13 protein-coding genes and 1 tRNA gene are annotated in these 12549 nt (G+C 63.5%); 5 read left to right on the top strand and 9 right to left on the bottom strand.

Features of this window, described 5'->3' with window-relative positions; all coding sequences use genetic code 11:
• Positions 1–78: 78 nt before the first annotated feature.
• Positions 79–276, top strand: a complete 198-nt coding sequence (locus AAFG16_RS23845) for a hypothetical protein (RefSeq protein WP_007603456.1) — start codon at positions 79–81, stop codon at positions 274–276.
• A 72-nt stretch (positions 277–348) separates the two neighbouring features.
• Entirely contained in the window at positions 349–828 is a 480-nt protein-coding gene (locus AAFG16_RS23840) for a GcrA family cell cycle regulator (RefSeq protein ID WP_342740741.1), read from the top strand.
• Between the two features lie 338 nt (positions 829–1166).
• Here AAFG16_RS23840 and AAFG16_RS23835 read toward each other — a convergent pair whose 3' ends face one another.
• Complete coding sequence (locus AAFG16_RS23835; protein WP_283086624.1) at positions 1167–2723, bottom strand: porin; 1557 nt, start codon at positions 2721–2723, stop codon at positions 1167–1169.
• Between the two features lie 405 nt (positions 2724–3128).
• Here AAFG16_RS23835 and AAFG16_RS23830 point away from each other — a divergent pair, with 405 nt between their 5' ends.
• A complete protein-coding gene (locus tag AAFG16_RS23830) occupies positions 3129–3635 on the top strand; it encodes a MarR family transcriptional regulator (RefSeq protein WP_167380687.1) in 507 nt (168 codons plus the stop codon).
• A 15-nt stretch (positions 3636–3650) separates the two neighbouring features.
• Here AAFG16_RS23830 and AAFG16_RS23825 read toward each other — a convergent pair whose 3' ends face one another.
• Entirely contained in the window at positions 3651–4760 is a 1110-nt protein-coding gene (locus AAFG16_RS23825) for an alpha/beta hydrolase (protein ID WP_342740740.1), read from the bottom strand.
• A 275-nt stretch (positions 4761–5035) separates the two neighbouring features.
• Positions 5036–6007, bottom strand: a complete 972-nt coding sequence (locus AAFG16_RS23820) for an SDR family NAD(P)-dependent oxidoreductase (RefSeq protein ID WP_342740739.1) — start codon at positions 6005–6007, stop codon at positions 5036–5038.
• Positions 6008–6454: 447 nt separating this feature from the next.
• On the opposite strand from AAFG16_RS23820, the gene AAFG16_RS23815 reads away from it, so the two are divergent.
• On the top strand, positions 6455–6694 hold the full coding sequence (locus AAFG16_RS23815; RefSeq protein ID WP_027559556.1) for a hypothetical protein: 240 nt from the start codon (positions 6455–6457) through the stop codon (positions 6692–6694).
• A gap of 120 nt (positions 6695–6814) precedes the next feature.
• Here the strand turns inward: AAFG16_RS23815 and AAFG16_RS23810 are convergent, their stop codons facing one another.
• On the bottom strand, positions 6815–7789 hold the full coding sequence (locus tag AAFG16_RS23810) for an alpha/beta hydrolase fold domain-containing protein (protein WP_342740738.1): 975 nt from the start codon (positions 7787–7789) through the stop codon (positions 6815–6817).
• 122 nt (positions 7790–7911) lie between these two features.
• Between AAFG16_RS23810 and AAFG16_RS23805 the strand changes: the two genes are divergently transcribed.
• Positions 7912–8544 carry a TetR/AcrR family transcriptional regulator gene (locus tag AAFG16_RS23805; protein ID WP_342740737.1) on the top strand — a complete coding sequence of 211 codons (633 nt, stop codon included), beginning with the start codon at positions 7912–7914 and terminating at the stop codon, positions 8542–8544.
• Between the two features lie 397 nt (positions 8545–8941).
• Here AAFG16_RS23805 and AAFG16_RS23800 read toward each other — a convergent pair.
• The 5 genes from AAFG16_RS23800 to plsX all read right to left on the bottom strand — a co-directional run bounded on the left by AAFG16_RS23800 (position 8942) and on the right by plsX (position 12258).
• Positions 8942–9019 (bottom strand) — tRNA-Pro (locus tag AAFG16_RS23800).
• 126 nt (positions 9020–9145) lie between these two features.
• Positions 9146–9721: a MerR family transcriptional regulator gene (locus AAFG16_RS23795; protein WP_283086550.1), complete on the bottom strand. Its 576-nt coding sequence runs from the start codon at positions 9719–9721 to the stop codon at positions 9146–9148.
• 24 nt (positions 9722–9745) lie between these two features.
• On the bottom strand, positions 9746–10087 hold the full coding sequence (locus AAFG16_RS23790; protein WP_283086549.1) for an integration host factor subunit alpha: 342 nt from the start codon (positions 10085–10087) through the stop codon (positions 9746–9748).
• Between the two features lie 132 nt (positions 10088–10219).
• The gene (locus AAFG16_RS23785) at positions 10220–11200 is read right to left on the bottom strand and encodes a beta-ketoacyl-ACP synthase III (RefSeq protein WP_283086548.1); all 981 of its coding nucleotides are present in this window, start codon (positions 11198–11200) and stop codon (positions 10220–10222) included.
• A complete protein-coding gene (gene plsX / locus AAFG16_RS23780) occupies positions 11197–12258 on the bottom strand; it encodes a phosphate acyltransferase PlsX (RefSeq protein WP_342740736.1) in 1062 nt (353 codons plus the stop codon). Before plsX ends, AAFG16_RS23785 begins: the two co-directional genes overlap by 4 nt.
• Positions 12259–12549 lie beyond the last annotated feature (291 nt).

Here is a 12549-nt window from a genome sequence, read left to right as displayed (position 1 = left end):
TTTGACTTCCACCCCCGAACCTAAATAGAGTCTTAATCGTTACTTTTATGTACCCGAGTAAGAGGCTAGCGTTCGGCCATGGCCACCGAAAAAGCCGAGACTGACCGCATTCCCGTAACCTTGGCGCTCTCGACCATCACCTACCTGGAGAAACTGGTGAGACAGGGCACCCATGGCACCAGCGTTCCCGGCGTCGCACGTACCTTGATCGAGGAAGGCATCCGTCTCGCCATCAAGGACGGGCTTTTGTCGATTCGCGACAATGGCAGGACGTGAGCGCGCGCCGGACGTGATGCGGACGGATCTTGCGATGCGGATGGCCGACATCTGCAACCTGGGACCGTTACAATGCCTGTTCTCTCACCAACTTGGACTGACGAACGAATTGAACTTCTGAAGCAGCATTTCGAGGCCGGCCTTTCCTGCCGCGAGATCGCGGCCGATATCGGCGTCAGCCGCAATGCCGTCATCGGCAAGCTGTCCCGACTCAATCTGACGCGCAGCCGCGCGGTCGAAGACCGCAGGCTCGAGCGAAGCCTTGCGCCGCCGGCCCGCGCGACACGCGCCGTACCACGCCTGCAATACGAGATGCTCGCCACGATCTACGGCGAGACCGACGCGCCCGTGGTCGCCGGACCGATCGACGACGCCAATCGTTGCTCGCTGCTGGAGCTGTCCGAGAACCGCTGCCGCTGGCCGATCTCGACGCCGGGCGAAGAGGATTTCTGCTTCTGCGGCAACGCCGCGCCAGACGGCCAGCCCTATTGCGCCGGCCACAGCCGCCTCGCCTACCGGCCGAATTCGCGCGCCCGCGTCATGCGCGGCTAGCTTGTTGGTTGGCGCGTTTTCCTGGCGCGAACCGGTATCGATTTCGCTCGAAAACGCTTTCCCCAAAAACGAAAAACCTCCGGCGGGGCATCACCGGAGGTCTCTGGAGGCTTAGCATGAAGCTAAGAGCCGTGACTTTCGTAATCGGCTAAAGAGAATATAGCTGATTAACTCAGGTAAGTAAATAAGTTTGAAGACGATCGAATCGCATGGCTCGTCTTCGTGGCTTGCAGAGGCTGCCGGATTTTCCGAAAGCCGTCCCTGCCGGAAGGCTCCGCTCGCAAAAAGCCCCGGCGGTTTCCCGCCGGGGCTAAGGTCAGATCAGACAGATCTCGAGCTTACCAGTTGCGCTGGGCGCGCAGCAGCAGGCTGTAGGTGTCCTGGTCCTTCAGCTCGTAGGTGGCCGCCGGCTTGGCGACGTTCGTCAGAGCACCGGTCGTGATCGTGCCCGAGTACTTCTGGTCGAGATGGCTGTAGGTGAAGTCGGCCGAGAAGGTCAGGTTCTTCACCGGCGTCCAGCGGGTGATGACACCCACCTGGCCGATGTTGAAGTCCGGGTTGCAGGTGCCGGTCAGGGTTGCGAACGCGGCGCTGCCGCAGATCAGGCCCTTGGCCGTGCCGGTGTAGTTGACCGCAGCCCAGGCGCCGTACAGCGCCGTATTCCAGAACGGGCTCCAGTTGTGGGTGTAGGCACCACGGAAGCCGTAGGTCTTGGTCAGCTCCATGCCGCCACCGGGGGCGAACACCGCGTCAGACACGCCGGCAAAGCCGATGCTCTGAAAGGCCGCGTTCGAGCTGCCGAACATCGAGTAGCTGGTCGCGGCCAGCTCCTGGAAGTTGTAGCGGCTCGCACCGTCGGTGTAGACGCCCGAGATGTTGATCACGTCGCCGGCGCCAGTCGGGATGTTCTTGATCTGCAAGGCGAGCTGAACGGCCCAGCCCCACTTGTCTTCGGGGTGACCGGTGATTTCGGTCGCACCGTAGTAGGCGGCGTGGTTGTCGTGCGCGGCGACCGACGCCTGGAACAGACCCCAGGCCTGGTCGACGCGGACCATGCCGACGATGTCGGGCGCCCTGGTGCCGCCGAGGTTGTTCGAGCCATAGGCGCCGCCGAGGACACCGGTGGTGCTCATGCCGGCAGTGTTCCAGATGTTGGTCTGGAAGACCTGCGTCTGGTCCTGCAAGGAGAACGCAGCCGTCACGCCCTGGCCGAAATCGGCCGTGTAGGTGGCCTGAACGACGCCGTTGGTGGTGCCGCTGCCGCCGACGAGCTGGTCGAAGTTGTTGCCGGGATAGTTGATCCAGGGCGCGTCGAACTGCGAGACCGCCTTACCCAAGGTGAAGCCGGCGAACTGGATGAAGGCGTAGTAGACGCCGAGCGCACCGCCCGAGATCCCGCCGTCGGTGCCGTTGACCGCGCCGCTGGTCGAGCCAACGAGACCCGTGCCCGCAGCGTTGAGGCCGAGCGTGCCGCTGTACTGCGTGCCGCCGGTGGCGCTGCCGGTGCCGACATAGTTGCCGGTCGTCCAGGTGAACACCGCGTCGAAATAGGTGCGGACCACGCCGTACTCGGTCGCGGTGCGCGTGTCGATGTTGAGATCTTCACGAGCGCGCATCGAGTAGTAGTTCGTCAGGCGGTTGTTGGCCGCGAAGACGTTGTTGTAGGAAGCGTTGTAGTTGCCGCCGGCGTTGAGCGCCACTTCGGCACGCAGATAGCCGCCCAGCTTGATGCAGGTGTCGCTGCCCGGGATGTAGTAGAAACCCGCGCCGTAGAGCGAGCAGACCTTCACGTACTCGACCGCCTTGGCCTTGAGCGGAAGATCAGCCGCCTGAGCTCCACCAACGGCGATCAGACCCGCCGCAGTGCCGAGCAAAAGGCTCTTCACCACTTTCATTTAAAAACCTCCAAGTTGCTCATTTTACGGAGACCGGACCGTGAGGCCCCCCAGATCCCCATCTCTTCAAATCCGCTCGGCCGCTTCGCGCTTTCGGACACACCCGCATTCGACGCGAGGGACGTGAGCGAACCACCTGCAACGGGACGATCGAGTACCCCCCACCGTCACGAGCAATATGCCTGCGCCGTTCCGCTAATCAAAATAGTTTATCTGCTCAGCTTAGTTGTTTCACTAAACCTGTGCCCCGCGGGCAACACCAGGGTCGGCCGATCTGCTGAGTCGATCATCTTTGTAATTTTAGTGACAAAATTACCCTGCTCTGCACTTGCGTCAGAGCAGGCTTGCGTGGACTATGGCCTTCCACGACACCAGCCAGAAGAATCAGATCACGGGAGTGACGCTGTGTCCGCAACGAGGAAGGAAGGAGCGCGCCTGCGCTCCATCGGAAATCTCGATATCATCCGGCGCTTCACCTGGGAGATATCGTCGATCAACATGTATCTGGAGGAGCTGCGTCAGTTCTGGGCCAGAACGCTCGGCATCAGCGGCCCGCAATGGCTGATCCTGATGGCGATCTCCGACCTCGACAAGGACGATGGCATCCCGGTCAACGTGGTCTCCAAGCTGCTCCACGTCGATCCGTCCTTCGTCACCACCCAGTCCAAGCTGCTCGAGAAGAAGGGCCTGTTGCGCCGTCGTCCCTCCCCGACTGACGCGAGGGTGGTCCGCCTCTCCCTGACCGAGAAGACTCAGAAGCACCTGGCGAGCCTCAACGAGCAGTACAAGACCATCAAGGAATTCGTCTTCCAGGAGTTCGACGAGAACGAGCTCACCGAATTCACCGCCAAGCTCGCCACGCTGAAGACCCGCCTGGAGAAGGCCTGCGTCCGTCTCAGCCTCGACTTCTGAGGCGAACTGCCGTCGCTAGATGCGCGCGGCGCCGAGCCGCGATTCGAGCCAGTCGAAGATGTATTCGTTGGCAAGACTCGGATTGTCCGCATGCGCCTGCGCTGCGCCGGTCTCCGCCGCGGTGAACACCTTGAGCATGACATCCGAGCTGCCGAGCCGGGAGGTCTGCACGATCTGACGGGCCCGATCGGCTTTGAGCCAGCCGTCCTCGCCCAGCGTGATCAGCACCGGACAATCGGCGCTGGAGGCCATCAGCGGCGCATGCGGCACCGGGACGATGCTGACGTCGCTCATCGCAAACCGGCTGGCGAAGAAGGCCCGCTCGTGCAGGTCCCACAGGCCGCCGTCGCAGACGGCCGCGGCAAGCCGCGGCTCCTGCATCACCGCGCGAGCAACGAAGGAAGAGCCCCAGCCATCGGCGACGATCGCAACGCGATCGAAATCGACGTCGCGGCGGCTCTCCAGATAGTCCATGACGCCCGGAATCGCGCTCTCGAGATCCCGCCGCCGCAACAGCACGTCGAGATAATCGTCGCGCTGGTCGCCGAACAGATCGAGCGCCAGCATCGAGAAGCCGCGCTCGCGCGCATGCGGCGCGAGCTTGAACAGGAACTCTTCCTTGCGGTGGCCGGGCTCGCCGATGCAGATCACGGTCGGAGCCCGCCCGCCTGCCGCCGTCGCGGGCAGGAAGTAGCCCTGCAACGGATGATCCTCGACCCAGGGAATAGTCACGACCTCGCCTGACGGGCGGCGCGCCGTGAGATAGCGACGGGCGCATTCCTGCATCGCCAGCACCGCAACCCAGCGGCGCTCGTCGGCCTGGTCCAGCGGCATCGCCGCTGCACCATAGTAATTCATCGCACGCAGCCAGTTGCGCTGTGCCGTCGCCATGTGGCCTTCCGCGAACGCGGCTTCGGCACGTTGACGGTTCACTTGCGCGAGCTTCTTCCACTCGCGATGCCAGGATTGCTCGTCGCCCCGCTTGAGCTGCCGTGCGATCATCAGACACTCTGCGATCGTGGCGCCGCCCTCCTGGGCCGCGGTGAGGAGCCGCGTGAATTCAGCGGAGATGTCCTCTCGCTCCGGGCAAAGGGTCCAGTCGTCGGAGAGGCATGCGGGTATCATCGGGAGCTACGCTCTATCGTCGCGTTACCCCTGATTCACTAAACTATTTTGGTTCCCTGACCAAGCCGCCGTGCGCCGAATGAGACCCGTTTAACATCACCATCGCTTGAACGATGCTTGATGGCCAGCGGTGTCGCATGCGTGACATTCCTATTCGTCATAAGGCGGCAAACATTGGCAGGAGGTGGCACATGAAATCACCGGTCCACCTCTTGCCATGACGCGCATCATACATACATCCGCGCGCCATCGTTGACGATGTCAGCCGGGCAGCTTCAGCCGAGACGCCAGCCGACCTCCTGCGTGAGACTTTCGTAGAAGGCACGGTCATAGGCTTGCTCCGGCGTGGCGCGGACGCGCTCGTCAAGGCGCTTTGCATCCTCGCCCACAAGAATGCGCCATTGCTCCGTCTTGACCCCGTCGAGGATGATCTTAGCGGCCTGCGCGGCGGTCGTCGGCGCGTCCTCGAGGAAGCTGCGGGCGCGCTCGGCGAACACGGCCTGGATATCCTCGTCCGACATCTTGTCGGCATCCGGCACGCCGGCCGCGACCATGCGCTTGCGGGTCAGCGCGACCTCGTCGGCGTTGAGGCGGTCGGAGCCGTCATTGCTCTGCACCTTACGCGAATTGGAGACGATCGAGGTGCCGATGTGGCCGGGCATCACCACCGAGCATTTGACGTGCGGCGCATGCAGGCGCAGGTCATTGATGAGCGCTTCGGTAAATCCCTTCACTGCGAACTTGGCCGAGCTGTAGGCGGTGTGGGCCTGGTTCATGCCGATCGAGGCCCAGAAGCCGTTGACGCTCGCGGTGTTGACGATGTGGGCCTCGTCCGCCGCGACCAGCATCGGCAGGAATGTGCGCACGCCGAGATAGACGCCGCCCCAGCAGATGTTGAAGGTGCGCTCCCACTGCTCGCGTGTGTTGGTGAACAGGCTGCCGCCGCCACCGATGCCGGCATTGTTGAACAGAAGATGGATACGGTCCGTCTGCTGCTGCTCGGCGAGCTCGTCGCGAAACCGCTTCAGATGATCCTCGATCGCGACGTCGGCGACATGCGTCGTGATGCGCAGTCCCTGCGGCCGCTTCTCGACCTCGCAGAGCCGCCTGGTCTCGGCCATCGCCGCTTCCGAGACGTCGCACATCGCGACATTGCAGCCCTCGGCAACGAGCTGCCTGGCAAGCTCGCGTCCCATCCCCGTCCCGCCGCCGGTGATGACGGCGATCTTTCCTGCAAAATCCTTCATGGGACTTCGGCCCCTCCCTTTGTCGGTCTGTTTCTTCAGAGCTAGCGCCACTGACCGCGGCGCGCGCAAAATGTAGCAGCGCCGCTTCCGCGCGCAAAAGCGGATCGACACGGCGCGCCGTGCAAACATTGCCTTTTATTTCGACGCGCGGACTATTCCGCGCGAATCCGAGACGTCACGATCTCGGCATGACCCGCAAGCTGCCGGCTGAGCACGCATCGAGACCACTGGCCCCGCTGTGGCGCGGCCGCCACAGGCGATTGCTCCCGCCGGTTCCCCGTATTTGTCCGGCTTCGGTTTAGGGGCAATTTTTTTACAATCCGAATCGTCAAATGGAATCAGGACGCTGGGTCGAGTCGTCCAGGCCAGCGTGTTGTTTGTGTCACAGGCTCTGGCACTCCGCTTGCATCCTCTTCGTGGTCAGAAACTACCGATGAGGTGACAGGAATGTTCGTGACCGTCGTTGCCGTGCTCTGCCGGCTTGGTGCATCCGCCACAGGCGGCTGCGTCGAAGAAATCGTGACCGACAGCAACATGACGCCCGAGATGTCGATGATGCAGTGCGCGGTCGGCGCACAGGCCCCCTTGGCGAAATGGATGGGCGAGCATCCGATCTATCACGCCAATTGGCGTCTCGAGCGCTACAAATGCGTGCCGGGCCATTACGAGATCAAGGGCCACGCCTAAGGCCCCGCAAAACTACGTCCATCGAGGAAACGCCCGGGGGCTGCCTTGCCCTCCGCCCGGACACCGCCAGCGCCAGACCGATCGAGACGGCACCTCGCGTGACAATGGTCACGCCTCCCCTCAACCGACAGCCCGCAAAATGACCGCACGCGCTCGCCGCCCTTCGGGCGTCGGCATCAGCGCATAATTATGCGGCTGGTCGCGGAGCAGATGCAGTTCGACCGGCACGCCCACCGCACGCGCCCGCTCCGCGAGATCAACGCTGTCGGGATAGAGCAGATCGCGCGTCCCCGAGAAGATCGTCATCGGCGCAAGCGCGCGAAAGGCGCCGTTCAGCGGGCTGACGAAGGGATGGCCGACATCGAGCTCGCCGGCATAGAGGCGCGCGGCTTCGACGATCCCCGGAATATCCTGGATCGGATCGCGCGCCGCGATCTCGATCTGCTCGGGACGGCTGACCGAGGCCTCGGCCGCAGGCGAGATCAGCATCAGCCGGTTCGGCTGCCGATGGCCGCGATCGCGCAGCCATTGGCATGCGGCCAGCGCGAGGCCCGCGCCGGCCGAATTGCCGACCACCGTGACCTTTGCCGGTCCGGCATCCTCCAGCAGCATCCGCAGCAGCTCGGCCGTGGCCGGCACGACGTCCTTGGCGGTGGCGCGTGGCGCCAGCGGATAGATCGGCACGACGCAGACGACGCGCGCCTTGCGCGTCATCTGGCCGATGAAGCGCCAATGCGCCGGCACGATCTCGTTGATGTAGCCGCCGCCGTGCAGGAACATGACGAAGTTGCAGCCCTCATGCCCCGAAGACGGCGCGGTGTAATAGACCGGCCAGCCGCCCATCTTGGTCAGTGTCGCCTCGACGCCGCGGCCAAGTCCCGTCGGCTCGAACGATGCCGGCTCCAATGCCAGCTTCTGCACTTGTGCCTGCACGGCTTCGGCTGATGCGAGCTGCTTCCTGTAGGGAAGCTGCCGCAGCAGCATGTTGAAGACGCGGCTTCGCAGGCTTGGTGCGGGATCGCGCCGGGGCGGTGGACTGAACACGCAACCGCCCGGGCAAAACTGCAAGGCCGACACGATTCTGGCAACGCTCATGGCCATATCCCCACCTGGCTCTTTTCGAAACGGCGACAAAGCGGCTTGCCGACCCGCCACCACTTGCCGCTATAATGCGAGCATTCACTCGCTTTTCCTACTCGCATTCGGATCACAAGGCCGTGGCCCGCAAACCGCTCACAAAACGCCGGAAAAATGCCTCGCAGGAGCGATCCCGCGCCACCGTCGACGCATTGGTCGAGGCGACTGCTCGCATTCTGGTCCGTGAAGGCTTTGAGAAGACCAGCACCAACCGCATCGCCGAAATCGCCGGCGTCAGTGTCGGCTCGCTCTACCAATACTTTCCGAGCAAGGAGGCGCTGGTCGCCGCCGTGATCGACCGTCACAACGACGAGATCATGCAAATCGTCCGCGCCGCCTTCGTCGAGGTCGCGGACATGCCGGTCGAGAAGGCGGTGCGTCGGCTCGTCACCGTCGCGATCGAGGCCCATCACATCGATCCGAACCTGCATCGCGTGCTCGCCGAGCAGATCCCGCGCTCGGGGCGGCTTGCCGAAGTCGAGGCCTTCAATCACGAGGTCCACGCCCTCGTGCGCGCCTATTTCGAAAGCCGTCGCAAGGAGATGCGCAAGATCGACCTCGATATGGCGACCTTCATCTGCGTCAGCGCGATCGAGGCGGTGGCGCACAACACGGTGCTGCACCAGGCCGAGATGCAGTCCGACAAGACGGTGAAGACGCTGGTGGACGAGACGACAAGGATGGTGGTGGGCTACTTGCGTCCGTCCGGGTAGCACGAGCCACCTGTTACAGATTTGTCGCACTTCAAGAACGCGTGCGCGAGCCTGGTCGAGGGCTTGAACCTGGCGAAAAAGCCCCACCTATCCGGCGAGCGGCAAAATACCTGAGAAAGTCAGCTGATGCAGTCACCAGAATGGAAGGCGATAGCCGTTGCGGGATCGATTGCGTTCCTGTCGGTGGCCCTGCTGGCCGCCGACGCCGTGCTGGACCTGAGCGTCAGCGGATTGGCCAGGCGACTCGAAAGCGCACAGGCCTCGATCGTGGATGCGATGGGACCGCGCCAGCTCGCCTTTGCCGTCCGGACCTGGACCCGTGGCAAGCCTCTGCCCGAGCAGCAGTGCCCGCACAGCGCTGCGATCGCGCAAAGCTTTGGTCCATTTGAGAAGAAAATGGTCGGAGCGAGAGGATTTGAACCTCCGACCCCTAGTCTCCCAGACTAGTGCGCTAACCGGGCTGCGCCACGCTCCGAATGTCGTTCCATTAGCTAGGATCGCCGCGTTGCGCAAGGCGAGGTCGCACCATTTTGGCGGCTCTCTCCAATAGGCCTAAGGCCGATGCCCCCGGAACTGCCCGCAAAGCCGGCGAAAGGCGCCCTCACCCGTCCTTCAGCGCCTGGTCAAGCATCTCCCGGCAAGCCACGAGGTCGGCGAGCGCCCGGCCCAGCCGCTCGCGGTCCAGCGCACTGGGGCCGGCCGGCACAGCGGCGCCGCCCTTGCGGAAGGTGGTGAGAATTTCCTCGTCGTCGACCTCCGTGAAGCGGAAGTCGATGCCTTCCTCCTCATCCCCCTGGTAGTCGTCATCGTCGGCGTCAGTGATGCCCTTGATGGGCGCCTCGTCGTCCGGCTCCATTAGGCTCTGGCCGATGGCATCCTCGATCGCCCCGAACGAGACGGCGGCTGCCCCGTCTGCGAGGCCCTGCACCGACTTGACGCCATGCTCCTTGAGGATCCGCTGCACGCCGCGGATGGTGTAGCCCTCGCCGTAGAGCAGCCTGCGGATGCCCTTGAGCAGGTCGACGTCGTCGGGGCGGTAGTAGCGGCGGCCGCCGCTGCGCTTCATCGGCTTGATCTGGGAGAATCGGGTCTCCCAGAACCGCAGCACGTGCTGCGGAATGTCGAGTTCCTGCGCTACTTCGCTGATGGTTCGGAACGCATCCGGCGCCTTGTCCAAATGCCAAATCCTTTCCGCGGGCGATTACGCCTCCGGTTGAACCTTGCTGCCATCGCCGTTGGTACGGTGTTGGGAGTTGATTCGCTGCTTCAGTATCGCCGACGGCTTGAACACCATCACCCGCCGCGGCGAGATCGGCACTTCGGTGCCGGTCTTCGGGTTACGGCCGATACGCTGACCCTTCTTGCGCACCATGAAGGAACCGAACGAGGACAGCTTCACCGTCTCGCCCTTCTCGAGGCAATCGGTGATCTCCTTCAGCACGAGTTCCACGAAGGCGGACGATTCCGTGCGCGACAGCCCCACCTTCTGGTAGACGGCTTCGCAGAGATCGACACGCGTTACGGTTTTACTTTGATCGGTCATCGCCCTGCCCCACATCACGGCGAACAATTGTTGTCTGAAATTATGAGCTTACGGCACGGCGGTCAACAGCGCTCATCAATGCAGACGCATCGATAATCGGCGCTGATTCGGGCAAAATTTTATTGACTGTCGCTACCAGCGCACCAGCGCGGAGCCCCAGGTGAAGCCGCCGCCCATCGCTTCCAGCAGCACCAGGTCGCCGCGCTTGATGCGGCCGTCCTTGCGCGCCACCGACAGCGCCAGCGGGATAGAAGCCGCCGAGGTGTTGCCGTGACGGTCCACCGTCAGCACCACCTTCTGCGGTGCGATATGAAGCTTGTGCGCGGAGGCGTCGATGATTCGCTTGTTGGCCTGGTGCGGCACGAACCAGTCGATGCTGTCGGCATTGAGCCCGGTCGCCTCGAAGGCATCGACGATCACGTCGGTGATCATGCCGACCGCATGCTTGAAGACCTCGCGGCCCTCCATGCGCAGATGGCCGACGGTCTGGGTCGAGGACGGTCCGCCGTCGACGAACAGCTTTGCCTTGTGGCGGCCGTCGGAGCGCAGATGCGTGGTCACCACGCCGCGGTCGGTCGCGGCCTTGCCCGGTTGCTCCTGCGCCTCCAGCACCACCGCGCCCGCGCCGTCGCCGAACAGCACGCAGGTACCGCGGTCGTTCCAGTCGAGGATGCGCGAGAAGGTCTCCGCACCGATCACCAGCGCGCGCTTGAAGGCGCCGGTGCGCAGGAAATTGTCGGCGGTGGCGAGCGCGAACACGAAGCCCGAGCACACCGCCTGGAGATCGAACGCGGCGCCATGGTTGATGCCGAGTCCATGCTGCACGGCGACGGCGGTCGCGGGAAAAGTGTTGTCGGGCGTCGAGGTCGCCAGCACGATCAGGTCGATCGACTGCGCGTCGATGCCGGCATCGGTGAGCGCGGCCTGCGCCGCCTTGATCGCCAAATGCGAGGTGAACTCGCCCTCGGCCGCGATGTGCCGCTCCCGAATGCCGGTGCGCTGCACGATCCACTCGTCGGACGTGTCGATACGCGCCGCCAGTTGGGCGTTGGTCACCACCTGCTCCGGCAGGTAGGAGCCGCAGCCGAGCACGACCGAACGAATTTGAGTCACGAAACAGCCTCCTGCGCGGACTGCACGGAATTGAGTGCACCACCCTCGCGGTTGAGCATCTGATTGATCTTGTTCAGGAGATCGTAGTGAGCCATCTCATAGCCAACATCGATCGCATAGGCAAAGCCTTCGGCGTTGATTCCGCCATGGCTTTTGACCACCAGTCCGTTGAGCCCCAGCAACACCCCGCCGTTGGACTTGTTGGGGTCCATCTTATTGCGCAGGGCCTGGAAAGCGCTGCGGGCAAAGAGATAGCCGAGCTTGGACAGCCAGCTTCGTTGCATTTCGTTGCGGAGTAATTCCGCCATCTGCCGCGCGGTTCCCTCGGCGGCCTTGAGCGCGATATTGCCGCTGTAGCCTTCGGTCACGATGACGTCGGCCAGCCCTTTGCCAATGCCATCGCCCTCGATGAAGCCGATATAGTCGAGTTCCGGCAGGTTCCGCGCACGCAGGATTTCACCGGCCTCGCGGATCTCCTCGTGCCCCTTGATTTCCTCGGTCCCGATGTTGAGCAGGCCGACCGTCGGGCGCGGCTTGTTGAACTGCACGCTCGCCATGGCCGCGCCCATCACCGCAAGCGCCACCAGATGCCGCGCGTCGCCGCCGATGGTGGCGCCGAGGTCGAGCACGACGGATTCACCGCGCCTGGTCGGCCATATCGCTGTGATGGCCGGGCGGTCGATGCCCGGCAGCGTGCGCAGGTGGAAACGCGACATCGCCATCAGCGCGCCGGTATTGCCGGCGGAAACCGCGACATCCGCCTCGCCCTTCTTCACCGCGTCGATGGCAAGCCACATCGAGGAGGTCCTGCGGCCGCGCCGCAGCGCCTGGCTTGGCTTGTCCGAGCCGCTCACGGCGACGTCGGTATGGATGATCTTCGAAGCGGCCTTGAGGGCGGGATGCTTCTCGAGTTCGGGCTCGATCCTGGCGCGGTCCCCGACCAGCAGGAATTCGGTGTTGCGATGCCTGCCAAGCGAAATGGCAGCGCCTGGAATGACCACGGCGGCGCCGGCGTCGCCCCCCATGGCGTCCAGCGCGATGCGAACCTTGCTTAGCATGAAAGTCCTGGAAACCTGGTCTGGTGCGGTCTTGAACGAGCGGGGCCGCGAAATGGGTTCGCCATCGATTTGGCGACCGGCCAAGCGCCCCGCCGCACCCGGACCGCGGCGCGACAATAGCGTTTTGTTATCCCGAAACAACCTCTTGCCCCCAGCCTTTTGCATTCAGGACGATCGGCTGGCGGGCGGTCAAATTCGAGATAAAACACAATAAAATCAAATAGATGAGACCGCTCTTCAAACCATCCCGGCAACCGCCTCGCGTCCCCTCGCAAGGCGCTCACGTGGAAA

Source organism: Bradyrhizobium sp. B117 (assembly GCF_038969555.1).
Lineage (GTDB): Bacteria > Pseudomonadota > Alphaproteobacteria > Rhizobiales > Xanthobacteraceae > Bradyrhizobium.
This window is presented reverse-complemented; position numbering and strand designations above follow the sequence as displayed.

What these genes read in the sequence shown, in the direction of transcription:
- AAFG16_RS23845 (WP_007603456.1), top strand. Translation starts at nt 79, where the DNA reads ATGGCCACCGAAAAAGCCGAGACTGACCGCATTCCCGTAACCTTGGCG.
- AAFG16_RS23840 (WP_342740741.1), top strand. Translation starts at nt 349, where the DNA reads ATGCCTGTTCTCTCACCAACTTGGACTGACGAACGAATTGAACTTCTG.
- AAFG16_RS23835 (WP_283086624.1), bottom strand. Translation starts at nt 2,723, where the DNA reads ATGAAAGTGGTGAAGAGCCTTTTGCTCGGCACTGCGGCGGGTCTGATC.
- AAFG16_RS23825 (WP_342740740.1), bottom strand. Translation starts at nt 4,760, where the DNA reads ATGATACCCGCATGCCTCTCCGACGACTGGACCCTTTGCCCGGAGCGA.
- AAFG16_RS23820 (WP_342740739.1), bottom strand. Translation starts at nt 6,007, where the DNA reads ATGAAGGATTTTGCAGGAAAGATCGCCGTCATCACCGGCGGCGGGACG.
- AAFG16_RS23815 (WP_027559556.1), top strand. Translation starts at nt 6,455, where the DNA reads ATGTTCGTGACCGTCGTTGCCGTGCTCTGCCGGCTTGGTGCATCCGCC.
- AAFG16_RS23810 (WP_342740738.1), bottom strand. Translation starts at nt 7,789, where the DNA reads ATGAGCGTTGCCAGAATCGTGTCGGCCTTGCAGTTTTGCCCGGGCGGT.
- AAFG16_RS23790 (WP_283086549.1), bottom strand. Translation starts at nt 10,087, where the DNA reads ATGACCGATCAAAGTAAAACCGTAACGCGTGTCGATCTCTGCGAAGCC.
- plsX (WP_342740736.1), bottom strand. Translation starts at nt 12,258, where the DNA reads ATGCTAAGCAAGGTTCGCATCGCGCTGGACGCCATGGGGGGCGACGCC.